The organism is Olivibacter ginsenosidimutans, from assembly GCF_039542865.1.
Taxonomy (GTDB): domain Bacteria; phylum Bacteroidota; class Bacteroidia; order Sphingobacteriales; family Sphingobacteriaceae; genus Olivibacter; species Olivibacter ginsenosidimutans.
The window spans coordinates 38,779-64,570 of the sequence record NZ_BAABIQ010000001.1; the positions used below are offsets into that span (position 1 = coordinate 38,779).

The window sequence follows — 25,792 nt, forward strand, 5'->3', positions numbered from 1 at the left end:
GCAATGAAGACAAAAACAATTATACACTTACGTAATCTGATCTTGGTCACCATCCTTGGCATGAGTGGCTGCAGTATTGACCCTTCCTACTATTCTGAAGTGGTTCCAGAAACCTTTTATGATTCCCAAACGAGCGTTTGGCAACGCTTTAACCGACCATTCACCCACTGGAGATGGTACGTAGCCAGTGATGCCGCCCGTTGGAACATGCAAGAGTTGGGAACTGATGAAATGTGCTTACCCACCCGTGGTAGTGATTGGTATAATGGGGGTGTTTATCAACAATACCACTACCATCAATTTACACCTCAGCTAGGCGATCTATACAATGGATGGTATGGCTTTTCCATGGGTGTAGCACTTGCATGGGATACCATGGAAGATATTGAAGAGCACGTAGACTTTGATGCCCTGGGTTTTGAACCTGGTATTCGCGAATCTATGAAGGCACAACAGCAAACCCTAGTAGCTTATTTCTATAAAGATGGTTTAGATTTCTTTGGCGGTGTGCCCCTTTACACGACCACCCAGTCGGAGGTAAAAGGTCGTAGTACCGCCGCTGAGACCTTTCAATTCATAGATTCCTTATTAGATGCGGCCATTCCTAATTTACCCATAAAAAGCACTTTAGGCGGTATGGAAACCGGTAGCATTAGCCAGGCTGCCGGAGCAGCCTTAAAGGCTCAACTCTATTTTAATGCCAACGCCTATATTGGTGAGGATAAATTTACGGAATGCGCACAAATTTGTCAGGACATCATTAGCGGAAAATATGGCACCTATGCCCTTGCAAATGATTGGACCAACATTTTTGGTTTCAAAAATGAAACATGTCCTGAAATTATTTGGACGGTACCCAGTGAAAATAGCAAGCTCGAAACCGATGGTGGCTATTATTCTACCATGCATCATTATAACCTTAAGAATTATTTAGGCGGTATTGATGCTGGTGCAAACAATGGTTACTGCCTAACCCCATCCCTCAAACCCAGTGGCAGTGTGTATACTGAATTCAAACTAGGAAAACCTTACGCTAAATTTGAAAGCGCCGATGTGCGGAAGCAGCCTTACGTATACACCGGAACCGAACAATATAAGGGTATGTTTATTGTAGGGAAGCTAGTCAATCCCCTGGATGGGGGAACCTGTCTCGGAAACCGGGAATATAATGGCGAAATTATCACTATGGTAGATCAGGTTGCACCATTTAAAAAATTAGGAAAAGATTATCAAGATGTGGCTAGTCTGCCCTCTAAAATTTCAACAGCAGAAGAAAATTCAGGTGTACGCCTAATGAAACGTAGCCCCATGCCAACCTACGCTGATCGTTTACTTCGGTACAATCCCGACGTTCCCATTATACGGCTTACCGAAATTTATTACATGTTAGCCGAATGCAAGATGCGTGCTGGAGATTTAACAGAAGCAGCCAACCTCATCAACCAAGTGCGTAAACGTTACTTTGCCAATGGGGTAGATCCCAACCCCGTGACGGCAGCTAACCTTGATAAATACCGCATGTTGGATGAATGGATGATTGAATTTTTAGGCGAAGGGCGTAGGCGTACTGACCTCATTCGATGGAATGCCTATACGACAGAAAATTGGTGGGATCACTCAGCAACGAATGATCCGAATAAAAATCATTTTCCTGTACATGAAACGATTCTATCTTCAAACAATCTCATCAAACAGAATGATGGTTATTGAGTGTTCATCTTCAATTTAATCTCAACATCATTTTTTATTGGTCGAAATGGTATATAACTACCATAAAAAATCCCTAGTCATAAGATTAGGGATTTTTTTATATCGTCAAAATACTGCTATTTTTTTATTCCTAATTATTCTAACGTTTGATCTACCTCATACACCAATAGCAAAAAATGCATCGGCTTATCCAGTAAAATGTATGGATGCATCGAGCTTTGCCGCCGTTGAAGAGCCTGGGAAAAACAGGTATACTATTCCAAATCCATAGAAACACCGTTTACTACTCCTTAGTTAACTTTGCGTAGATTTTTGTAAATTTGGCAAAATTTCATCCCCTTTTGAATTAAAGATTAATTTATGAGCAGATATACTGAATATCTCACGCAGATTACCGATAGAGAAACCCTAGGGCTTCATCCATTGCCGATTGATGATGCTGAATTGCTATATGAACTTATTGCGCAAATCAACGCTGTAAATCATGAACACCGAGAAGATTCGCTCCATTTCTTTATTTATAATGTATTACCCGGAACCACGGCTGCGGCTCGTGTAAAGGCAAAATTTTTGAAGGAAATCATCCTTGGGGAAGCTATCGTAAAAGAAATTTCGCCCGCGTTTGCCTTTGAGCAACTATCCCACATGAAGGGAGGGCCCTCTATTGAGGTATTATTAGATCTCGCATTGGGCGATGATCACACGATCGCAAAAAGGGCAGCCGAGGTACTGACAACACAAGTTTTTCTTTACGACGCGGATACCGATCGTTTGGCGAAAGCCTTCGAAAATGGCAACCCAATCGCCACAGCTATTTTGGAAAGTTATGCAAAAGCCGAGTTTTATACCAAGTTACCCGACATACCTGAAGAGATTGAGTTAGTGACTTTCGTTGCAGGCATCGGCGATATTTCTACGGACTTACTCTCTCCGGGAAGTGATGCACACTCCAGATCAGACCGTGAACTTCATGGCCAATGCATGTTTGAGCATAACAAAGCACAACAACAGGCATTACAGGCACTTAAAGAAAAACATCCGGACAAAAGGGTCATGTTGGTTGCCGAAAAGGGCACCATGGGCGTCGGCTCTTCCAGAATGTCTGGTGTAAACAACGTGGCACTTTGGATTGGTAAACCAGCAAGTCCCTTTGTACCCTTCGTAAACATTGCTCCAGTGGTGGCCGGAACCAACGGTATTTCTCCGATATTTCTGACGACCGTTGGTGTAACGGGCGGAATTGGCATAGACCTCAAAAACTGGAGGAAAAAGTTCGATGAAAACGGTAAGCTGGTAGTAGATGCTGAAGGGCAACCCGTTTTAGAGCAAGTTTATTCCGTGGATACAGGAACTGTCCTTACCATTAATACCAAAACCAAGAAGCTATATAAAGACGGACAAGAGGTTATGGATGTAAGCTCCTCGTTCACGCCGCAGAAGATCGAATTCATGAAAGCCGGAGGTTCTTATGCCATCGAATTTGGCAAAAAACTACAGACTTTTGCTGCGAAGACCCTTGGTATTGTTGCTCCAACGGTATATGCTCCGTCCAAAGAAATTTCAAATGAGGGTCAAGGTCTTACCGCGGTTGAAAAAATATTCAATAAAAATGCGGTAGGAACCTCTGGCGCTACCTTACATGCCGGCTCTTATGTTCGCGTGAAGGTAAATATCGTTGGCTCACAGGATACGACAGGATTGATGACTTCTCAGGAGCTAGAGGCGATGGCCGCAACGGTGATCTCACCAACAGTAGATGCAGGCTATCAATCGGGTTGTCATACCGCATCCGTTTGGGATAGTAAATCGCAACAGAACATTCCCAAATTGATGAAATTTATGCATGACTTTGGCCTCATTACGGCTAGAGATCCGAAAGGTATCTATCATTCGATGACCGATGTTATTCACAAGGTGCTAAATGATCTTACGGTGGATGATTGGGCGATCATTATTGGAGGCGATTCCCATACCAGAATGTCTAAAGGGGTTGCTTTCGGTGCAGATTCGGGTACGGTGGCACTAGCCTTGGCCACAGGCGAAGCCTCTATGCCCATTCCTGAATCGGTAAAAGTGACGTTCAAAGGCAAAATGAAGGACCATCTGGATTTCCGTGATGTCGTGCATGCTACCCAATTGCAGATGTTAAAGGAATTTAATGGAGAAAATGTATTTCAGGGAAGAGTAATCGAAGTGCATATCGGCACCTTGCTCGCAGACCAGGCATTCACCTTCACCGACTGGACGGCCGAAATGAAAGCCAAAGCATCTATCTGTATTTCCCAGCCCGATACCCTCATCGAATCATTGGAGATCGCAAAGAACCGAATCAAGATCATGATCGAGAAGGGCATGGATAATGACAAACAGGTACTTAAACGCCTCATTGATAAAGCCAATAAACGGATCGATGAAATCAGATCAGGAGAAAAACCACCATTAGCACCTGATGAGAACGCGCAATATTATGCAGAATTTGTGGTCGACCTGGATCGTATTGACGAGCCCATGATTGCAGACCCTGACGTACATAATGCCGATGCCTCAAAACGGTACACGCATGATACCATTCGGGACCTTTCGTATTATGGAGGTGAGAAGCCTGTTGACCTTGGTTTTGTTGGATCGTGCATGGTGCATAAGGGAGATATCAAAATCGTGTCTAAAATGCTCAAAAACCTCGAGGAACAATATGGAAAAGTTGAATTCCACGCGCCCTTAGTAGTTGCAGCTCCTACGTATAATATCATTGATGAACTTAAAGCAGAGGGTGATTGGGATGTGTTGGAAAAGTATTCCGGCTTTGAGTTCGATGATGCTTCTCCAAAAACGAGTGCCCGCACCAAATATGACAACATCTTGTATTTGGAAAGACCCGGTTGTAATCTGTGTATGGGTAATCAGGAAAAGGCAGAGCAAGGGGATACGGTTATGGCCACCTCTACCCGTCTTTTTCAGGGACGTGTGGTTAAAGATTCGGACCGCAAGAAAGGAGAGTCCTTATTGGCATCTACCCCGGTGGTTGTTCTTTCGGCCATTCTTGGCAGAACGCCCACTATTGAAGAATATAAAGCCGCTGTTAAAGATATTCAGCTAACGCAGTTTGCACCACCTATTAAAAAATTGACGGAGCGCCCTTTAGCCACTGATCAGATTTCTTTTTAGATTGCTCAACTATTTATTAGACGATAAAGATAGGTAAAATACGTTTATATCTATTCCCATCAACGGCATATGTTATATGATTATTGGTACTGGGCAAATTTAAACCTCGGAACGCCTATATGAAAGCTCTTATTTGGCGTTCCAAAAAATATCCTGCCATTTTTCAATAGGTACCTTTTGCAATTCATCATCAGGAAATTCAGCTTCTATCATGGTGAACATACCATCGCTTTCCTGCATCAGCATCAATATTGTTGCATTTTTTTGATAGAATTGATAAAGCCTTCGACTGTTGTTGGCTTTTTCTACTTTTTTGAGCAAGTTCAATCGACTTTCCGGAAGGTAATTTTTAAGATTTTTCTCGATCCCTTCGACCACCCCATTGCTATCCATCAATTTTGAGCTCGTTTGGGTGATTATAATCTCAAAAGGCCGGGAATTATCGTTTGCATTCACCATCTCGTAGTAGGTTGTTAAAAACCCTTCATCCGACTCTTTTCGGATATCCACATGATATGGCTCAAATAGGGACGTATCTAACTGAAGCGATTGGGCATAGGTGGTGCAAAAATTGGCACACCATATGATAGACAAAACGATACCTGTATATAAGGACATTTTCATTGGTACAAAAATAATCCTGATCGGCTTTTTGATTATTATAAAAAGTTAATGCTTCTTCCGAAGACGAAAAACTAAACCCTTTCAAATATTTATTTTGAACGACTTGTTTCATATTATTTTCCACCTAATAATTTAATAGTTATTAATTTATTTCCTTCCCAAATACTTTCTACTTTAAGTCCTCCTCTTGGTCCCATTAGCAGAGACTCTCTCAAATAACGTCCATTAGATTGTAGTATTCCCTTGGTTCCACTATATACACCTTCCAAATGACTGCTTAATAGAGACCTTCCTGCAGCATTATCGAAAATACCAACACTTTCAAGTTGCCTTAACATTCCTGTTGAACGTTCGATATTGTGAGCAGACCCTGTAGCTTTACCAAATATGTACTCTAACTTAGTACCTATGTTAGCTCCCGTCTTAGCGGCATTTCTATTAGTTCTCTATTTCTCCTTGTATTTCTTTCAATATTTCTTTCAATTGTTTCCCTTCCTCATAGTAATTAAAAACTTCTATAAGTTGGCTGAAAGATTCTCCCTCCCACGCATTTTTGGAGTAATCAATGTTTGAAATATATTCCTCCATTGTTTCTCTACTAACTTCTTCCCCCATTAACTTATAAACCTCCTTTTCATAATCTACTAAATTAATTATTGGAGCTGGCCAATCATTAATTGCTGCAAGAAGTATATTTATTATCTCCTTTATAACGCCTGTTAATTTTTCCGATTCTTGAATCTTTTCAAGATAACTCACTGATAAACTCATTGTCCTAAATTTTTAAAGGCTTTTTGATGCCAATAGTTATACTTAGTTTTTACATCAAATACTTGTCCTGTAGTATTGTTTCGGAAATAATGTGTTTCTATTTTACTTCCTTTCTGTATCCCTGCTTCATAAACTTTCACCCAATCTCCTTTTGAGGTAGCATTTAGTTTATTTAATAATTCAGTATTTTTAATTGGAACGGTTACCTCACCTGCTGCCTTATAACTCTTTCCCATTACGTTTACAACTGATTTCTCAAGTTGAAGTCCCGTCTTAGCAGCTACGCTCTCAACGGTATTCACTACTTCTACAGTTTTAGGAGCAGCTTTTGAACCGAAAAAATTCGTTAAATAAGAGTATGAAACTTCAAAACCTGAAATTACCACTTCCCTCCATAATGCCATCTCAAGCAGGGCTTTATTGATTGGTATTAGCCCTTTCATATATGCCCGTGCTTGAGCATCTCTCTCTTCGGGACTTAGTTCAGACTTTGTATGTTTTTTCTCTCTTTTATCATCATCTTGATCACTACCTTCAGACCCTGCCAATTGCATTTTCAGTTGCCGGAACATTTCCTGTGCCTGCTCCCCATAAAATGTTTCCTTCCCATTCGGATCCACAAACTTTATGGGGTTGTCAAGCGCATAGTTATAGGGAGAATACTCACGCATGTTCTCCGCCAAGGGATCCACACTTCCCCACCTGCCAATAATAGGATCGTAATAACGGGCCCCGTAATCGTACATGCCCAGCTTGTCCTGCAACTCCTTCCCGTTATAAAGATAGTTATTTTTCGGTGATCCCGTTGCAAGTTTTGCCAGGTACTGCAACCCGTATGGGTAATAGTCCGTACCAAGGGTGGCCGATGTGGCAACACCCGTACCTCCTGTGAAGCCCGAACGGCTGTTGCCCAGATGGTCCTTCAGGATATATTCATAGTCGTATTTATTACTGCCCGCGTTCAGCAGCCTTCCCTCTTCCATCTCTACCAGCTCAATACTGCCCCCACTGTACTCGATACCATCGATGTAGTCCCTGGTCTGCCCGTTGATCCCGTTCACGCTCCGAAGCTTCCTCCCGCTTCCGTCATAGGTATAGCTAATCGTGGTTCCGTTAACCGTCACGCGCTGCGGCAAGTCTAGGTAATTGTACACCGTGGCCGTAATGTTCTTGCCCGTGTTGGCCGTGTTCACCCGCGTTTTCAGGTTGCCGTTCGCATCATACGTATAAGTGCTGCTGCCCGGAAGCATATAAGCCGTGGAGGTGTTCGTGCTCCGGTCCCTCACCGTGTCCAGCTGCCCCAGGCTGTTGTAGCTGTAAGACAGGCTGTCAGCTGTCGCGCCGTTGCTGTCCCTGCGGTTTAGCGTGGTGATGTTGCCCATCAGGTCATAGGCAACGCCCTCCCGGCCTCTGCCACCCGCCATCATACCCCAGGTCAGCCGGTTCACTTTATCATAGCCATAGCTGTACGTGCCGCTCACCGTCGTGCCGTCCGTATGCTTCCGGCTGTAGAGCTGGTAGGCGATATTCCCGTTATAATATTTGGTGGTGCCCGTATTATAGCGCAGCTCCTGGCTGAACAGTGCCGCGTTTGCCATGCGCAGCCAGCCCCGCTCGTTGTAGCTGTAGGCGATGTCCTGGCCAAAGGTACTGCCTCCGTCCGCACTGTGCAGCTGCTTCGTCTTCAGTTGGCCCACCTCGTTGTACACGTTCCTTGACACCAGTATCCTTGCCCCCTGTACCGTACCACTCTTCACTGTCTTCCACGTATCGGTTAATCTATCCCGATGGTCATAGCTGTATTCCGTGGTAACAACCAATGATGCCGTTGCACTGCCTGCATGGTGCTCACGGGTGCTCTTCTTCAGCTGATGGGTAAAGGTGTATTCGTTTTTAATATCGTCATAGTTGTTCGTGTTGTAAGCACCTCCCTTGTAGTGCTGGCTGAGCGTGCGTACGTTATCCCCTCGTTCATCGTAGTAGTACACCGTCCACAGGTAGGTGTCTGTTGTCCCCAGCACCTTGGTCTTCTTGGCAACCGGCAATCCCTGTGTCATCTTCGAATAGGCCGCCTCCGCGCTTTTGTCCAGGTTCGATGGCAGGTCGGGGATACCCGCATAACGGTCGTAATAGTTCACCTCCAGCACATCGAAGTACTGCACATCGGTGGGTACCGCCCGGTGGGTGTAACCGTGCAGGTTCCCACTGGCCGTGGAGCGCTCCTCCCACTGCGGAATGGTCTGTTCTTCGATGATCTTTGCTATGCTTGCCTGGGTCGCCGTACGGTTCTTTTCCATACCGCTGATAACCACCCGGCCCAGCCCATCATATTTATAGAAACGGTGGTAACGGGTATTGGCCGAGGGTTTGGAAAATCCATCATAACTCTCCAGTGAATCCCTTGCGTTCATGTGGATGACCAGCTGATCCATCAGGTTGTAATTGAAGTACTCCATCCCTTTGCCTGGCACCTTCCGGTGGCTCATCCGGTTCCGTCCATCGTACCGGTACTGGTAGGCATAGCGGTCCAGCCACTCCGTCAGTGCCGTCCCTGTGGGCAGCGTCGCCCGGTCCGGGGTGCCCCCAGGGGGCAGCACATACGTCAGGTTCCCGAAATCATCATATACATAGTACGTGCTCAGCATCTCGTTGGTCACCGTGCTTCCCGATGTCCGCTGGTTGAAGGTCCTTTTCAGCACCATACGGCCCTGCTTGTCCGTATATTCCTCACTCGTCCCCAACCGGGCATTGAAACCCGTTGCCGTGGGGTCCCAGTTCTCGTCCTTCCTTACCGTAACATACAGCTGGTTCGATCCGTACGACTGGCTGGCCGTCAGTTCCAGCTTCGGTGTTCCATTACTTTCGCGCCCCACCCGGTACAGCATCACCTTGCGCGTCTTCTCCACCGCACTGAGCAGTTCGTTGTTGTTGGTGGTATATTCTGTAACCACCGTGTGCCCCGTGGCCGTTGTCCTGGCAGCGGCAGGCTGCCAAACCTGACCCGGTGCGCCCTCTTCCAGCACCCGCTCCAGCGGGCTGGCCTCGTACACCGTCTTCGCAAAGGAAGGGGTCACCCCGCTTACGGCTGGGATGGTCACCGTTCCATAGTTACTGCCGCTGTTGTAATAGGTTGCCTGCGCTGTTACCGAGCTGGTCTTGTACGCCCCACCGGCACCCGTGGCCGTGGCATAGGGCAGGTATTTTTTGTCCTCCCTCCCGAAGGCATCATAGGCATGCGGCACGACCATGTCCTTTGCCGCCCCCGGAGCTGCCTTCACCGAGATCTCCTGCTCCGGCCGGCCCAGTCCGTCGTAATAGGTCACATCCTGCATCGCCTGCGTGGTCGTGGGTGCTCCCGGTACCGAGGTAAACGCCTGCAGGTAAGTGGTGGTATGGATATAGTTCCGGTTGCTGCTCAATATAGATGCCTGTACCACCGCGAAGCTAACCGTAGTGATGGCATTGCCCGCCGCATTGTGGGCCGTGATGGTATAGGTGGTCAGGGCCTTGGCCGCCGTGGGCGTGCCGCTGATCAGCCCGGTAGTTTTGTTCAGCGTCAGTCCTGCCGGAAGGGCTGGGCTGACCGAGTAACCCTGCCCTTTGCCCATCCTACGGATGCGCTGGTTCCACGTGTCGGCCACATAGATGTTACCAGAGGCGTCCGTGCACACCCCTTCGGGAGCATTGAAGGTCGCCGATAGTGGTGATCCGTTGGCAGAACCCGCCGTGCCCGTACCGGCAAACACGGTAACCGTGCCCGTAGCGCTCGCCTTGCGTATCCGGTGGTCAGTTGATACAGCCAGCAGGCTCCCGTCGGACATAAGCCATATATTGGTTAACTGCCCAAAACCACTGGCAAAGGTGCTCTTGGTACCTGTGGGGGTTACCTTGGTAATCTGCCCGTTACCGTAGTTACCCACGTACACATTGCCAGAAGCATCCACGGCCACCCCTTTGGGATAGGAAAAACCCGTGGCCAGCGTGGTTCTTCTTTCAATCTTCAGAAGCGCTAATCGCTTTCTTATAAATAGTCCTGCTTATCATACAGCTGATATCATCCATTCTCCTCTCCTTTTGATGGATTTCTATCTCAACAATTCCTGTAGAACATATAAGGTGCTCAGATCCCTATCGAGATAATGCTTCTATACTATTAAGTGTTACCTAGCTATGGCCACGTTAAGCAGGAGGGGTATCTGTGAAAAGGCTAGGGTAAGGGAATAATAAGTATTATCCAGTACTTCCATTAGTGAGAAAGCCTTGGGCCTTCGGTTCAGTGTCGATTGTCGGTTCATTTGTTTTAATGTCTATCGTGTGTAAATCTATTCCATCATGTATATTCTCCCATTTAGCATATACCTATAAAGCAATACTTCAAATACAGCGCTTTAGCATCCACGCATATGTAGCGTCAACGCTATGAGTAATAGCTACTTTTCGAAAAAATAGGTAATGTCTTATTTCGTCAACTAAGTTGGCACAAGGATAAAAAAGAAAATTTAATGAAACGAAATTTTTACACAGAAAGGCTCCCAGCTTACACCAAATTGCAAAAAGGTGATTTTGCGCAATAAAAAACGAACTGTGCAAAGGTTTGCAAATACCAATCAAATTCTATAAGTTTGTCTTGCAGGTATACAGCACCCATAACCAATATGAACCCGACATGATTAACATAAACATTAAACACACAGGTAATGATTATGTTAATCATCAAAGGCTCCATCTGACAAATGAAAAACAAAAAATAAACAGATGAAACCATTAGCTGTCGAAGAATATGATGAGCCCCATTTGATTGTTGCCCTCCAATCGGGGGATAAACAGGCTTTTAAAAGCCTGTATGAACACCTGCACCCTGCTGTTTACCGCTTTATCTATGCCATTTTAAAAGACCAAAACCATAGCGAGGAGATTCTTCAGGAAACCTTTATTACGCTATGGGCGAACCGGCATAAGCTGGACGCCCAACAAGCACTCTACCCCTATTTGTATATCGTTGCCCGACGCTTAACAATCGATGCTTTTCGCAAAGCCAGTACGGAAAATAAATTTAAAGAACGCTTGCAATACGCCGTGAGCGATACGAGCAATCACACGGAAGAACAATTATTATTACGCGATTTACGGCAATGTATTGACGAGGGAATGAAACACTTACCACTGCAGCAGCGCTTGGTTTTCCAGCTCAATCGCCTAGATGGTTTGTCCTATGACGAAATTGCCAAAAAACTCCAAATATCCCGCAATACCGTACGCAATCATCTCGTCAGTGCTTTAAAAACCATGAAGGTATTTATTTCAAAAAACGACATCACCACTCTTTTTTTATTTTTTTTCCTTTTCCACTAGTTCAATCTCCCTTCCCATCCGTATCTATATATAAAGGGGATAAAACAGTCCCTTGCTAACCAAAGATGCCCATTAAGGAAGAAAGATTCATTGCTCTTTTAACGGCTTATATTCATGAGCAAATCAACGAAGCCGAATTCGAGGAGCTGATAAACCTGGTGCAACAAGCGGATACAGACCAGGAAGACGAACAACTGGCGAGCTTATTTGATAAAGCTTGGCAGCAGGCGAACCAACAGCTCCCGATAAAATTGGATGCCGAACGTGTCTTCCGCAGGATAATGACCGCCCCACAGCTGAATACGCCCGCCCAAACGAAAAGACCTAGGATCTGGTTGATTGCCGCGAGCATCGCTGCCTTGCTATGCCTCGCCGCTTTACTCTATAGGCAATCTATCTCGCAGCTACCTAAAAAAACTAGAGAAAGGCTGTTAACGCAAAAAAAAGAAGCACCGGTATCGGGTAAAAGAGCGGTTATGTTAACCCTATCGAATGGTCATCAAATCCCTGTCAGCGCCCTTGGCGAAGGCGTCCAGACGCTTCAGTCCGGTGGTCGAGTACAACGTAATCAAAATCAGCTGATTTATACCGAAGACCAGCATGTAAAGGCTAATGCATCACCTGCTTTTCATACTATTACCACGCCAGTCGGCATGGATTACACCCTTACCTTATCTGATGGTACCCATGTACAACTCAATGCCGGTTCTTCCATTACCTATCCCATCGCCTTTCATCAGCAGGAACGAAAGGTTGAACTTCAAGGTGAAGCTTATTTTGACGTCGCCAAACATCCTAACCAAGCCTTCTTAGTGCAAGCTAAAGGCACACATATCCGCGTATTGGGAACCGCTTTCAATGTCAAAGCCTATCAAGAAGAGCGATACGTTGTCACGACCCTACTTACCGGGGGTGTAAAAGTGCAGTCTAAAGTACTTCGGCCTGGACAACAGGCACTCAGTAATGAGGATGGGAATCCCATAGCTGTTCGGGAAGTGGACGTAGAAGAAGCAACGGCTTGGCGTAAGGGCTATTTTGTTTTTGATCAGGATGACATTAAAAAGGTCATGAATACCTTAGCAAGGTGGTACGATATAGACGTGGTCTATAACGGAAATTTAGCGGGCAAAACGTTTGGCGGAACCTTATCCCGATATACGGATTTTCACCAGCTCTTGTATGCAATAGAGCGAACGGGATCAGTTAAATTCACCATAGAAGGAAGGAGGGTTATCGTGTCTCCCTAAAGAGAAAGGGCTTTGACACATAAAGTCAGGAACGCTTGGAACCGCTCCTGACCGGTAGCATCAAATGCCTGGATTTAAAAAACGTACGAATCATTTAATAAACCATCACCAAATGTATAAAAAAAACACTGCATTTCCCCGCAGATGGGAAAGAAACGCCTTATTCAAACTTATACGTATTATGAAGCTCGCAATCCTCCTCTTATGTATCAGTTTATGGAAAGTAAATGCCGCGAGCTACGCCCAGCAGATTAACCTTCATAAACAGGATGCCAGCATCACGACCATATTTAAAGAAATTCAAAAGCAGACCGACTATCATATTTTTTATGACGCGGAAATGCTTCGTAACAGCATGCCCGTTAACCTACAACTTCAGCGTGCATCGATCCAAGAGGCCATGGACCAGACCCTAGCCAACCAAGGCTTGAGCTATGAGATACTGGATAAGAACATTATTATTAAAAAAGCAGCACCAACGCCAACGATACAAGAACGAACCATCACGGGTACAGTTGTCGATGCCAACGGAAAGCCTTTACCCAGTGTGACGGTACGCATCAAAAATGGGCGCTTGCAAACCAGTACTGATGCATCCGGCCGGTTTAGTCTAAAAGTGCCTTCACCGGAGCACATTATCGTGTTTAGCCTCATCGGCTATGGTACGGAAGAGCGTACTGTAAATACCGCACAAGAAATCCGGGTGCAATTACGAGAACAGGCGGCCGACTTAAATGAAGTCGTTGTAGTAGGTTACGGCACACAAAAACGAACCGATATTACCGGGTCCATTGTCTCCGTGAGTGCTAAAGACATACAGGATATACCCGCCCCTAGTATTGACGCAGCAATGGTGGGCAAAATGGCCGGCGTACAAGTATCCCAGACAACCGGCACACCCGGTGGCGGCCTATCGGTAAAAGTGCGCGGTACCGGATCCATTGGTGCGGGTAATGAGCCTTTATATGTTATTGACGGTTTCCCCATCACCGCAAATTATGACCAGGGTGACAATCCGCTAAACTCCATCAATACGAGTGATATACAATCGGTAGAAGTGCTAAAAGATGCTTCAGCAACCGCTATCTATGGCTCCAGAGGGAGCAATGGGGTCATCATCATTACGACTAAAAGTGGGGAGTCTGGAAAAATGAAAATCGACTTAGACACCTATACCGGTTTGCAAAAGGTGACCAAGTATATCGACGTCATGAATGCACAGGAATTTGCTTCCTATATCATTGATTCACGTAACAATGCCTGGGTAGACATTGGCGGCGACATAAATGCGCCCAATGAAGAACGTAGCGCCATCTATCAAATCCTACCGGCACTTCAAAATCCCGAAGCACTCGGAGAAGGCACTAACTGGCAAAAAGAAGTCTTTCGCACCGCACCCATGCACAATGTTCAGCTTAGCTTTTCTGGAGGTAATGAGCAGATCAACTATATGACTAGTGCTGGCTATTTTAAACAAGATGGTATTATCCTGAACTCCGATTTTGAACGTTATTCTTTTCGCGTTAACCTGGATGCCAATACCTCCAAAAAATTCCGGATAGGTTTAAACTTGAGCCCAACGTATACCGTCAGCAACCCTGTAACGGCCGAAGGTCATTTTGGGAGTGGCGCCGTCGTACTGAGCGCCTTGATGATGCCGCCGAGCTTGCCTGTTTATAATCCCGATGGAAGCTATACCTCAGGTATTTCGCTGGGAAACGGTTTCAGTAGCTTGGAAAACCCAGTAAAAGTTGCTCGTGAGCTGGTCAATCACCGCACCAGCTTCCGATTGTTAGGAACCACCTTCGCCGAATATTCCTTTACCGATGCGCTAAAATACAAATTATTAGTCGGCACCGATTTGCAGAACATGAAGCATAACACCTTCCATCCATCTACTGTTGGGCACGACGGAACCCCTGCGCCGGTTGTTCCGAGTGCGAGTTATAATGCACAAGAGTCTTATAATTGGTTAATTGAACATACACTCAGCTATAATAAGTCCTTTGGAGCGCACCATATCGATGCCTTAGCCGGATTTACTGCGCAGAAAGTACGGGCCGATCTGGCCGAGATCAATGCCACCAATTTTCCGAACGACCTGGTGCAAACCATCAATGCAGGGGTGGTTTCCAGTGCCAATACTACCGCGCTGGAATGGTCCCTACTCTCTTATCTGGGCCGCGTTAATTACGACTACGCCGGTAAGTACCTCTTTACGGCCACCCTCCGAACCGATGGCTCTTCACGCTTTGGCGCCAATAACCGCTGGGGCGTTTTCCCTTCCTTCTCTGGTGGATGGCGCCTTTCCCAAGAGGATTTTATAGCCGATATAGACGCCATTAATGAGTTAAAATTGCGGGCTAGTTATGGTTTTACCGGCAATAACTTTATTGGCAATTATGATCATATTGGTTTACTCGATAATAGCAACTACGTATTTGGAGGCGGCGGGGGCAGCATCGCCAATGGCCTAATTCCCAATACCATCAGTAATGCCAACCTCAGCTGGGAAAAGAATAAACAGCTGGATCTAGCCCTCGAGCTGGGTTTATTTAACGGACGCTTATTCTTCGTTGCTGATTATTACAACAAGATAACTTCTGACCTATTATTGGGTGTACCCGTCCCTTCACTTACTGGTTATACAATAGCCACCCAAAACATTGGCCGTGTAAAAAACCAAGGTTGGGAATTTGACTTGCGTAGCCAGAATTTAACCCAAGCACTTCAATGGACCACCGACATTAACTTCTCGTTTAACCGAAACAAAGTACTTGCCCTCGGGCCCAGCGGCGAGCCTTTATTTGGCAATTATCAGCTTACCAATAGCCACATCACCGAAATAGGAAAACCCATGGGAAATTTCTATGGCTATCAGGTGATCGGCATCTTCCAAAATCAACAAGAAATCGATCAGAACCCCAGCTTTTCCGATTCAAAACCTGGTCAATTCCGTTTTGCAGATGTTAACGGTGATGGGAAATTGAGCGTAGACGACCGCACTATACTTGGTAATCCACAGCCCGACTACGTTTTTGGTATCACCAATACCTTTAGCTATAAAAATCTCGAATTAAGCTTTTTGATACAGGGCGTTCAAGGTAATGAAATCATGAATTTAGGTCGCCGTTTCTACGCCAACTTTGCCGGGACCGCCAACGGGTTAAAAGAGCTGAACAACCGCTGGCGATCGGAAGAAGATCCCGGCAATGGGTTTACGCCTAGAGCAAACCGCGATTTATCCCGCTACAGCAGCAGCAATGCCAGCGCCAACATATCCTCCACACATATCGAGGATGGCTCATTCATCCGTTTACGTAATATATCCCTGGCGTATAATTTACCCAGCAATATCCTCCAAAAATGGAAACTGCGGAACGTCCGCATTTACGCTCAGGCGCAAAACCTGTTCACCATCACCAATTATACCGGTTATAATCCGGAAGTAAGTGTAAATGGTATCAGCTCCTTAGAACCGGGAGTTGACTACGGAGGGTATCCCATTGCCAAAACGTTCACCTTTGGGTTAAACCTTGGATTCTAACGATTAACCATTAGAACAAAATAATGAAACAACATACGCTGATGAAAAAAATTATCTTATATAGTACCTGCCTTATCTTGCTGGCCAGCTCCTGCAAGAAAGGATTTCTAGACCTAGCGCCCATATCCGACACCAATACGGTCAATTTCTATCGCACCGCCGAGGATATGCGCAATGCCGTAAATGCCGCTTATGCCACATTGCAAAGCAACGGACAATACAATGCTGCCCTATATGCCATCGGCGAAGTAGCATCCGACAATACCGAAATCTTAGATGCCCAATCAGGGATTGATATCAGCCAGATCGACGCTTTTACTACCATTACCAACAATGGCATGCTCAGTTCGATGTGGAATGCACATTACAAAGGTATACTCGCCTGTAATGCCGTGATTGACCGCATTCCAGCGGTGGAGATGGACGAAACCTTAAAAGCCCAATACGTGGGTGAATGTTTATTCCTGCGATCACTCATGTATTTCAATATGGTTAGAACCTTTGGCGACATCCCCTTGGTCACCAAAGAAATCGTGGATGTACAAGAAGGTTATGCATACCCCCGTACCCCACAAGCAGATGTGTATGCACAGATCATTGCCGATCTGGAACAAGCCACGGCTACACTGCCCAACAGCTACGGGTCAGCCGATATCGGTCGTGCAACGGCTGGAGCTGCCAAAGGTTTACTCGCTAAAGTCTATTTAACCTTGCAAAACTGGCAAGAAGCGGCTAATCAAACAAAGGCCGTGATGGATCTGGGTATTTATCAGCTCATGCCCACGTACGCGAGTGTATTTGCTATCGCCAATAAAAATAATGTAGAATCTCTTTTCGAAGTACAATATAAAAAGGGCGGATTCGGGCTCGGCAGTCCATTTAACAATGCCTTCGCACCCCGCTTATCCGGACAAATTGTAACGACTATCGGTGCTGGGGGCGGACAGAATCAGCCTACTGCCGACATGGCTAATACCTATGAAGCCGGCGATCAAAGACGTGCTGCCTCGATGGCTGATGGCTATCAAGACGGCGGTAAGTTTGTGGCCGTACGCTATATCACGAAATACCTCGATCCCGCTCCATTTGATGCCGGCGATGCCGACAATAATTGGCCGGTATTACGTTATGCCGATATTTTACTGATGCGCGCAGAAGCGCTTAATGAGCTTGGGTATACCCCTAACGGAGAAGCCTTTGAACTGCTCAACAGTATCCGTAAACGTGCAGGATTAGTCGCCCGTAGTAGTACCGAACTCGGCGATCAGGAAAGCTTCCGAACAGCCCTCGAACATGAACGACGGGTCGAACTTGCTTTTGAAAACCATCGATGGTTCGATTTAGTGCGTACCGGGCGCGCTGTGGAGGTACTCCGCGCTAAGGGAATAGCTATAAAAGACCATCAGCTGGTATTTCCGATACCACAAACGCAGATTGATATCAATCCAGATGTGCTTAAGCAAAATCCGGGCTATTAATAGGCATTAAGCTTTAGGCAGTAGGCTTTAGGTGTTAACTATTAAATTAACCATTAAATAAAAATGAACCCGACATGATCAAAATAATCATTGCCCTGTGTGTTTAATGATTATTTTGATCATCAAAGGCTCCATCTGACAAGTGAAAAGAAAAAAAATAAACAGATGAAAAAATATAATATTGTCATGCTCATCACCTTGATGAGCACTCTCCTCTCCTTCTCGGTTGAAACGTGGGCGCAAGAGCATGTGCATCCTGATGCGCAGTTTGCTGAAGCGGACATCATCGGACAAAAAGCAAACGGTTTCAAGGGCATCTGGTATATGAATCAACCCTCCAATGATGAATACGCGTATAAATACAGCGGTGGTATGGCCACCTACCCTGCCAACCACCGGCCTTTTGCCATCTATGCCCCTCAGGTGCAGAAAACATTTTTCTGTTTTGGCGGAAGTGATGACGAGAACAGCACCTTATACCACAATGTCTCCTACTACGATCATAAACGGAAAAAGCTCGCAAACCCAACCATTGTTTTAGATAAAAAAACGACGGATGCCCATGACAATCCGGTTATTTCGCTAGACGACAAAGGCTATATTTGGATTTTCTCCACCTCTCACGGTACTTCTCGTCCATCGTATATATCGAAATCTAGGAAGCCCTATCAAATTGATCAATTTGAACCTATTCAGGCAACCGAAATGGTTGATGGTGAAGCAAAGCCCTTTACTAATTTTTCTTATTTTCAGGTTTATCACGTTACAGGGAAAGGGTTTATTGCCTTATTTACCAAATACAATAACAAAGGGCACCGGGTTATTGGTTTTAACACCAGTGCCGATGGGCGCAGCTGGGGGCAATGGCAGGTATTGGCGCATATTGAAGATGGGCATTACCAAGTGAGCGCCGAACGAAACGGAAAGATTGGGGTTGCCTTTGACTACCATCCTAAAGGTAAAGGATTGAATTACCGCACCAATTTGTATTACCTGGAAACCTCCGATTTTGGGAAGACCTGGACAACCGCCTCGGGAAACCCGGTTAGCCTTCCCCTTGAGGAAAAACAAAATGCCGCATTGGTACATGATTATAGCCATCCGCGCCTCAATAGTTATCTCTTAGACATTGATTTAAACGAACAAGGGAAACCCTTTATCCTCACCATCACCAGCAAAGGTTATGAAGCCGGCCCTAAAAATGCACCCCGCAATTGGACACTTTCTACATTTGACGGGCAGCAATGGACCGCCAACATCGTGACCCAGTCCGACAGTAATTACGATATGGGCTCTATCTACCTTAATGATGAAGATATCACCATTATCGGACCAACCGTAGACGGCCCACAGGCGTATAATCCCGGAGGAGAAATTGCCATTTGGCGGAGTACCGATATCGGTAAAAGCTGGACCATGGTAAAACAAGTGACCGAACACAGCGAGATGAATCATAGCTATGTTCGGAAACCGCGCAACGCACAGCCTGATTTTTACGCCATCTGGGCCGACGGCAATGCGCGAAAGCCCTCTATTTCGCACCTATATTACCTGGATAAAAACGAAACCGTCTATCAGATGCCCCGCGTCTTTAACAAAAAGCTAGTTAAGGCATCGTCAATAAACAAAGCGCCATGATCTGTAGTGTTTCCACGAACGATAATGCCTGGGACCTCGTACACGTGGGTGCCGCAACGCTGCCCATTTTAGCGATCTTTTGGGCGCTCGTATTTGCTAAATGGAAAGGGCACTGGGCCAGTCTATTCGCCCTTGGAATTGCCAGCATCGTAGCCTATTCCGTTTTTCATATACCCGTTCAAGCAATTACGTTTTCAAGTATCCGGGGTATGTTATATGGACTATTTCCGGTATCTTGGATTGTCATCAATACCTTGTTTCTTTTTAATCTAAGCGTAGAAAGTGGTCAGTTCAACATAATTAAACAGCACATTGCCGCCATTACACCTGATCCACGTTTGCAGGTGCTACTGGTGGCCTTCTCTTTCGGCGCCTTTCTAGAGGGGACCGCAGGATATGGAGCGCCAGTAGCGATTACAGCAGCCATGTTAGTAGGCTTGGGTTTTCAACCCCTTCAAGCGGCAGGTATTTGCCTGATTGCCAATACTGCACCAGTTGCCTTTGGTGCCGTAGGTATCCCCATTACCGTTTTAGCCGATATTTCTGGTTTACCGGAAATGGCTATTTCCCAGACCGTCGGGCGTACATTACCCTTCTTATCTTTGATGATGCCGATGTATCTCATTGTTCTCCTCGCTGGCTGGAAGCGAATGATAGAAATTCTTCCCGCCTTGATCATTTCGGGCGGCTCCTTTGCCTTGCTACAGGGATTCTCGGCAAACTTTATCGGTCCTACACTGCCGGATATTATAGCTGGGCTCGGTTCTTTGCTTGCTTTATGGGGCTATTTACGTATCCGCAATGCGTCAGCAGCAAAAAAACAGGCACAGGGTACTGTCCTGCGTGCCTTCAGTCCGTTCTTACTATTAACGGTATTTATTATCCTCTGGGGCATACCCATCGTCAAACAAATGCTCGATCAATGGGCACAAGTCCGAATCAACATTGGTTCAAAAGCGATGATCATCCCCTATCTTTCGACACCTGGTACGGCCATTTTGTTAGCCTCACTATGTTCGATTCCCCTTACCGGGCTCTCCTTCCGCCGTGTGATCAGTATTTATGGAATAACCTTAAAACAACTGCGCTATGCCCTACTCACCATTGCGACAATTATGGGTTTTGCCTACCTCCTTAACGATTCCGGTATCACGTTCACCCTTGCCATTGCCATGGCGAATACAGGGGTACTCTATCCGCTTTTTGCGCCGATACTCGGATGGCTCGGTGTATTTATAACCGGCTCAGACACCTCTTCCAATGCGCTGTTTGGCAAATTACAATACCAAACCGCCCAGCGCATTGGGCTCAATCCCCTTACTATGGTGGCCGCTAATGCCTCGGGAGGAGTCTTAGGAAAAATGATTTCGCCACAATCCATCGCCGTGGCAGCGGCCGGTAGTGGCTTAACAGGCAAGGAATCCAATTTACTACGCTATACGCTCAAACACAGCTTTATACTCCTAGGAATTATCTGCATCATTGTCTTATTGCAAGCCTACCTTTTGGAAAGCATCATACCCGACACGTCGCAGATTCAGGATCTTATAAAGATACATCATAAACCTTACGCTACCCAACAAGAAGCTAGCCGAGCGATGTTCGGCTAGCTTTTTTTGCATTCCTATACCCATCTTCTATTGACTATTAAAGATCTGTAAGCGTATTTCACCTATTTCAGCTTAGCACGGTTATTGTAAATTAAGAGAAAATACCATTCATGAACAAAACAATCTTATATGTCGACGATGACGATACTGTCTTAGCCGTTATGAAAGATATTCTACACTGCGAAGGATTTAATATCATTGTGGACGACGGAAACTCACTTTTTAAAATACTCCATAAAGAACAAATTGGGTTGATTTTTATGGATGAGAGGCTAAAAAAAGGTTATGGCAGTGATCTTTGCAAACACATAAAAGCCTCCAAAAGCTTTAACAATATCCCGGTAATCATGGTTTCTGGCCAGTGGGCTATTCCAGAAATTGCCCATGAATGCGGGGCCAGCGGTTTCATCCGGAAGCCTTTTGATATGTACGATGTTATATCCCTAATTAATCTTCATTATACTCACCGCCAAAAGTAGATCCGCTAACGTATGTAAAACTAGACAAGCAAAGCGTTCCTTATACAAAGAATAGGACATTAAATCTCACTCAACCATCAAAACATATAACAATAACTAAAAAAATAAATCAAAACAATTGTTTAAGATTTTCATTATTTACAAAATAAACAATTAATTAAAACTAATAAACGTTATGGGAAATTTACTTTATATTATTGCAGTAGTATTGGTCATCATTTGGGCCATTAGTTTTTTCGGAGGTTATGTAGACGGTGGCATTATACACGTATTGTTGGTCATTGCTATCATTGCCATTTTACTTCGTGTTATCAGAGGTGCTGCATAGCCTATGCAGTAAAATCAACATGAGCAAGTGGTGTTTACTATTGCCACTTGCTCGTGTTTACTGTTAGGCACTATCGCGTAAAGCCTTGATTTTATCATGTGCCCTCTTAATTTCGGCAGCCTGTTGGGTGATCAGGGAAGTAGCTTCTACCGGGAAGGTACCTTCTTTAAGGGCATCATTATAAGCCTTTTTTATAGCGTCTTCGCCGCGTTCGGCCTCTTCAAGAATGCTTTTGCGATCACTACCTCCAAACAATGATTTAATGTCTATCCAAGCCCTGTGTAAGTTGCCCGCAGCGCTGGTACCCGTTTCTACGTCGTCCGTATAACGGCTCGCGAGCGAGGTAAGCTCTTGGCTAAATTTACGGCTTTGCGAACTAAATTCTTGAAATAGAGTTTTGAGATCCAGATTCTCGTCTTTAATATCGGCCATTGCCTTTTCGAACCCTGCTACGCGATCATTATTGATTTCAATCAAATCATTGAGCGTTGATACTACATTTGATGTTTCCATAAGTATATTTTTTTGATGTCTTAACTAAACGTACAAATAAGAAATAAGTTTTCTTGTCTACCCCACGATAGTCAAATGTTACGGATATACCGTCAATATTTCCGGATATTCATTACTTATAAATTAAAAAATACAGTCAGAAGAAAAATAATTTTCCAAAATAAACAAACATATCCTCTTATGGGAGCGTTGATAAGAGAAGCTGCACGACTACAGCCTTAAATCATCGTTAATGGATAAAAAATATTTGAAAAACACGAATTCCATACCAATCAGCTATGACCTGATTGTTCAGGCCATCGATACCGGTATCAACGGTGTAGTCATCACCGACAACAATTTACCGGATCATCCCATAATTTATTGCAATGCTGCTTTCGAAAACTTAACAGGATATCAACGATCAGAAATTATCGGGCATAACTGCCGTTTTCTTCAGGGAAAAGACAGGCAGCAGCAAGAAAGAAAACGTATACGTGAAGCAATAGAAAAAGGTGAGAGCTGTAAAGTGGAGATCCGCAATTATAAAAAAAACGGCGACCTATTCTGGAATGACTTGACAATATCTCCTTTGAAAACACAAGATGGCCAGATTACACATTTTATTGGTATACAGCATGATATTAGCGATCAGCGCGCATTATACGACGACCTGGAACGGGAAAGGCAAAAGCTGGAACAGCGGATAGAGGAACGTACCGAGATATTACAAAATGAGCGCGAGTTTGCCGACAGTATTTTGGAAACCATCCGCGAAAGTCTTCTAGTAATGAATGCTGACTTGAAGGTTATTAGTGTTAACCAGCACTTTTTAAGAACGTTTAAAGTATCGAAGGCCGACACGGAAAACCAAAAACTCTACGACTTAGGTAATGGCCAGTGGGATATTCCACAATTGAGAATTCTCTTAGAGCAGGTTTTACCCACCAATAATCCTGTACTTGACTTCGAAGTGGAGCATGATTTTCCGCATATTGGAAAAAAAATCATGTTATTGAATGCGCACCGTGTAGAACTTGCCGGCAGTTATAAAAATCGCATCCTCTTGGCCATTGAAGATATTACAGAACGTAAAGTAATTGAAGAACGCAAAGACGACTTTCTAACTATTGCCAGCCATGAACTGAAAACCCCATTAACAGCCATTAGTGGTTACATACAGATCATGACCAGAAACATTCCTTCAGATGCCGGTGTGCAATTTCGTTCTGCACTGGCAAAGGCAGAACAAAACCTATCTCGCTTAAACAGCTTAATCGGTGAACTATTGGATGTATCAAAGATTCAGAGTGGCAATATCAAACTGCATATGGAAATGTTCGATTTTGATAAGATGATGGTCGAAATTGTTGATGCCATGCGATGTACGACCACCTCGCATACCATTACCTTGACGGGTGATGTAAGTCGCACGGTATATGGTGACGAAGTCAACCTTTCTCAGGTTGTTTCGAATCTCATATCCAATGCCATTAAATATTCTCCCAACGCACGGGAGGTAGGTGTATTTGTAGGCACGGTTAGCGACTATGTAAAAGTGTCTATCAGTGATACCGGCATCGGCATTAGTCCAAATGAACAAGGTCGGATTTTTGACCGTTTTTATCGGATTGATCAAACACAGAAGAAATTTCCCGGCATGGGGATTGGTTTATATGTTTGCAATCAAATTGTAAAGAACCACCAGGGCACTCTTTGGGTGGAAAGCGAAAATGGAAAAGGATCAGTATTTAGTTTTACAATTCCACTAGGAAAAAAGTGATAAGTGATGAAGCCAACAATTGTAATATGTGATGATGACCAAGCAATTCTGGAAATGCTTGAAATGGTTTTAGATGACGGCACAAAAAATATTATATTGGTATCTAACAGTACCGACATTTTTAATGTTCTCGCGTATAGTCGTCCATGTGCGGTATTACTTGATCTTTGGATGCCTATTCTTTCCGGAGATCAAATATTGAAAAAACTTCGAGCAACAAAAGAATATGCGCAACTACCGATTATCGTTATTTCTGCTAGTAGAGAAGGCGAATCTGTTGCCAGAGAAGCTGGTGCAACCGCTTTTTTAGCAAAACCTTTCGACATATCTCAACTTTGTGAAACGGTGGAGGCCTATATCACGTCATAACAACACGGCATGACTAGAAAACAAGATGATGAACCCAACGAAAAACAATGGTTCATTAGGTTTAGAGCCTGTTTAAATGCTAAAATGATTAAGGGGATATTTCAAAATTTATTGAATATCGTCGATACATGCGGTATTGGCAATAAAATTCCATTCCCTAGAAATTGGGATCGATAAATTTCGAAACACCCCCCTCTATATAGCATATCGCTTTTTTATGGATTAGGCTCCTTTTCCTGTCCTTCCTTAGCCGCCGTAGCAACAGCCGACGCCATGATACCTGCGGTGGCAAGGTAACCTGCTATGCTAAGTACCGTAGGCGGTAAGGTAATGGGAGCAGTCAACAGCGCGCCGCCAATGGCACCCAAGGTTAAACCGATCGTTCGTATTTTTTTAAAAAATTTCGGTGTGGGTGCCTGCACCCTTTCTATGATTTCTTTCATGTTTTTAGCTATGAGATGTGAGACATTAGAGGTGAGATTTGAGATGGTTAGCGACTATTCGTTTCTACGCTCTTCCAGAAACTCCATGCGCTGCCGCAACAAATTGTAATTCGTTTTGAGCGCTGCTTTTATTAATTGTATACTGGCTTTCATTCGTGCCATATCTTGCTCTACTTTTCTGAAATTGCCATGCAATTGCTTTAGAAAATAAGCAATAATGGATAATAAAATGCTGATAATCGCACCTAATAGCGTCATCCATTCCGTGTTCGTTAATACATTCATTTTTTGTTATTTATTAGGAGGTAACTCAGAGCGCACCATTTACAACGGATAACATGCGACCCTCTTCGGCAGCGGTTGCCAAGAGTGGATAGACCCGTTTATAGGCTGCCGCCGAGTGCAATACCCGGTAATCACCATCGATAAATTGATAATAACTGCCCGTAAGCAGGCAACCACTCGTGTCGGTATGGTAATTACCGACGTGGAAGAAAACCAAATTGAAATTAGGAATACCCCGTATTTCCACCATTCCTCGGTGCATCAGGTTGTAACGGCTACGGTAACGATTATTCATACTAGCTGTGCCATTCAAACACAAGGGATATTCGCCTTGGGGGATAGCGGTCATGCCGGGAATCTTTTCATCCCTAACCTGATCCTCTAGGATGTAACAGGCAAAAAGCCCGTTGATATATAACTGACCGAGGGTCGTGTTTAGGCCCTCGGCAATTCTTAGTAGTTTGATCATAA

The 25,792-nt window shown here is 44.8% G+C and carries 21 protein-coding genes; 13 read left to right on the forward strand and 8 right to left on the reverse strand.

Going from position 1 to position 25,792, the window contains the following annotated elements; translation table 11 throughout:
- The first annotated feature begins 3 nt into the window (after window positions 1-3).
- Together ABD930_RS00145 and ABD930_RS00150 are read left to right on the forward strand one after the other, a co-directional pair.
- Entirely contained in the window at window positions 4-1,710 is a 1,707-nt protein-coding gene (locus ABD930_RS00145) for a RagB/SusD family nutrient uptake outer membrane protein (protein WP_345229638.1), read from the forward strand.
- A 360-nt stretch (window positions 1,711-2,070) separates the two neighbouring features.
- A complete protein-coding gene (locus ABD930_RS00150; protein ID WP_345229639.1) occupies window positions 2,071-4,875 on the forward strand; it encodes a bifunctional aconitate hydratase 2/2-methylisocitrate dehydratase in 2,805 nt (934 codons plus the stop codon).
- Between the two features lie 129 nt (window positions 4,876-5,004).
- Here ABD930_RS00150 and ABD930_RS00155 read toward each other — a convergent pair whose 3' ends face one another.
- The 4 genes from ABD930_RS00155 to ABD930_RS00170 form a co-directional block, all read right to left on the reverse strand.
- Window positions 5,005-5,499 carry a hypothetical protein gene (locus ABD930_RS00155; RefSeq protein ID WP_345229640.1) on the reverse strand — a complete coding sequence of 165 codons (495 nt, stop codon included), beginning with the start codon at window positions 5,497-5,499 and terminating at the stop codon, window positions 5,005-5,007.
- A 113-nt stretch (window positions 5,500-5,612) separates the two neighbouring features.
- Window positions 5,613-5,837, reverse strand: coding sequence for a hypothetical protein (locus tag ABD930_RS00160; protein WP_345229641.1), 225 nt, complete (start codon window positions 5,835-5,837; stop codon window positions 5,613-5,615).
- A gap of 100 nt (window positions 5,838-5,937) precedes the next feature.
- On the reverse strand, window positions 5,938-6,270 hold the full coding sequence (locus ABD930_RS00165; RefSeq protein ID WP_345229642.1) for a hypothetical protein: 333 nt from the start codon (window positions 6,268-6,270) through the stop codon (window positions 5,938-5,940).
- Complete coding sequence (locus ABD930_RS00170; protein ID WP_425571085.1) at window positions 6,267-10,016, reverse strand: DUF6443 domain-containing protein; 3,750 nt, start codon at window positions 10,014-10,016, stop codon at window positions 6,267-6,269. The genes ABD930_RS00165 and ABD930_RS00170 overlap by 4 nt, the downstream gene beginning before the upstream one ends.
- Here ABD930_RS00170 and ABD930_RS00175 point away from each other — a divergent pair.
- From ABD930_RS00175 to ABD930_RS00215, 9 genes are all read left to right on the forward strand, one after another.
- Window positions 9,916-10,182, forward strand: a complete 267-nt coding sequence (locus tag ABD930_RS00175; protein ID WP_345229644.1) for a hypothetical protein — start codon at window positions 9,916-9,918, stop codon at window positions 10,180-10,182. The genes ABD930_RS00170 and ABD930_RS00175 overlap by 101 nt on opposite strands.
- An 843-nt stretch (window positions 10,183-11,025) precedes the next feature.
- Window positions 11,026-11,622 (forward strand): RNA polymerase sigma factor, encoded by a 597-nt coding sequence (locus tag ABD930_RS00180; RefSeq protein ID WP_345229645.1) that lies wholly within the window; start codon window positions 11,026-11,028, stop codon window positions 11,620-11,622.
- Between the two features lie 65 nt (window positions 11,623-11,687).
- The gene (locus tag ABD930_RS00185; protein ID WP_345229646.1) at window positions 11,688-12,869 is read left to right on the forward strand and encodes a FecR family protein; all 1,182 of its coding nucleotides are present in this window, start codon (window positions 11,688-11,690) and stop codon (window positions 12,867-12,869) included.
- A gap of 181 nt (window positions 12,870-13,050) precedes the next feature.
- The gene (locus ABD930_RS00190; RefSeq protein ID WP_345229647.1) at window positions 13,051-16,416 is read left to right on the forward strand and encodes a TonB-dependent receptor; all 3,366 of its coding nucleotides are present in this window, start codon (window positions 13,051-13,053) and stop codon (window positions 16,414-16,416) included.
- 41 nt (window positions 16,417-16,457) lie between these two features.
- On the forward strand, window positions 16,458-17,894 hold the full coding sequence (locus ABD930_RS00195; protein ID WP_345229648.1) for a RagB/SusD family nutrient uptake outer membrane protein: 1,437 nt from the start codon (window positions 16,458-16,460) through the stop codon (window positions 17,892-17,894).
- Between the two features lie 165 nt (window positions 17,895-18,059).
- Window positions 18,060-19,532 (forward strand): BNR-4 repeat-containing protein, encoded by a 1,473-nt coding sequence (locus ABD930_RS00200; RefSeq protein WP_345229649.1) that lies wholly within the window; start codon window positions 18,060-18,062, stop codon window positions 19,530-19,532.
- A complete protein-coding gene (locus tag ABD930_RS00205; protein ID WP_345229650.1) occupies window positions 19,529-21,142 on the forward strand; it encodes an L-lactate permease in 1,614 nt (537 codons plus the stop codon). Before ABD930_RS00200 ends, ABD930_RS00205 begins: the two co-directional genes overlap by 4 nt.
- 110 nt (window positions 21,143-21,252) lie before the next feature.
- Window positions 21,253-21,621 (forward strand): response regulator, encoded by a 369-nt coding sequence (locus ABD930_RS00210; protein WP_345229651.1) that lies wholly within the window; start codon window positions 21,253-21,255, stop codon window positions 21,619-21,621.
- A 175-nt stretch (window positions 21,622-21,796) separates the two neighbouring features.
- Complete coding sequence (locus ABD930_RS00215) at window positions 21,797-21,949, forward strand: lmo0937 family membrane protein (RefSeq protein WP_345229652.1); 153 nt, start codon at window positions 21,797-21,799, stop codon at window positions 21,947-21,949.
- A 63-nt stretch (window positions 21,950-22,012) separates the two neighbouring features.
- Here ABD930_RS00215 and ABD930_RS00220 read toward each other — a convergent pair whose 3' ends face one another.
- Entirely contained in the window at window positions 22,013-22,462 is a 450-nt protein-coding gene (locus tag ABD930_RS00220; protein WP_345229653.1) for a ferritin-like domain-containing protein, read from the reverse strand.
- A 232-nt stretch (window positions 22,463-22,694) separates the two neighbouring features.
- On the opposite strand from ABD930_RS00220, the gene ABD930_RS00225 reads away from it, so the two are divergent.
- Both ABD930_RS00225 and ABD930_RS00230 read left to right on the forward strand, forming a co-directional pair.
- The gene (locus tag ABD930_RS00225) at window positions 22,695-24,224 is read left to right on the forward strand and encodes a PAS domain-containing protein (protein ID WP_345229654.1); all 1,530 of its coding nucleotides are present in this window, start codon (window positions 22,695-22,697) and stop codon (window positions 24,222-24,224) included.
- Window positions 24,225-24,230: 6 nt separating this feature from the next.
- Window positions 24,231-24,593 carry a response regulator gene (locus ABD930_RS00230; RefSeq protein WP_345229655.1) on the forward strand — a complete coding sequence of 121 codons (363 nt, stop codon included), beginning with the start codon at window positions 24,231-24,233 and terminating at the stop codon, window positions 24,591-24,593.
- Window positions 24,594-24,808: 215 nt separating this feature from the next.
- On the opposite strand, the gene ABD930_RS00235 is transcribed toward ABD930_RS00230, so the two are convergent.
- Genes ABD930_RS00235 through ABD930_RS00245 form a run of 3 tightly spaced genes read right to left on the reverse strand, consistent with a single transcriptional unit; the run spans window position 24,809 to window position 25,790 of the window.
- Window positions 24,809-25,036 (reverse strand): hypothetical protein, encoded by a 228-nt coding sequence (locus tag ABD930_RS00235; protein ID WP_345229656.1) that lies wholly within the window; start codon window positions 25,034-25,036, stop codon window positions 24,809-24,811.
- Between the two features lie 54 nt (window positions 25,037-25,090).
- Complete coding sequence (locus tag ABD930_RS00240) at window positions 25,091-25,321, reverse strand: hypothetical protein (RefSeq protein ID WP_345229657.1); 231 nt, start codon at window positions 25,319-25,321, stop codon at window positions 25,091-25,093.
- A 25-nt stretch (window positions 25,322-25,346) separates the two neighbouring features.
- A complete protein-coding gene (locus tag ABD930_RS00245) occupies window positions 25,347-25,790 on the reverse strand; it encodes a DUF5675 family protein (RefSeq protein WP_345229658.1) in 444 nt (147 codons plus the stop codon).
- Window positions 25,791-25,792 lie beyond the last annotated feature (2 nt).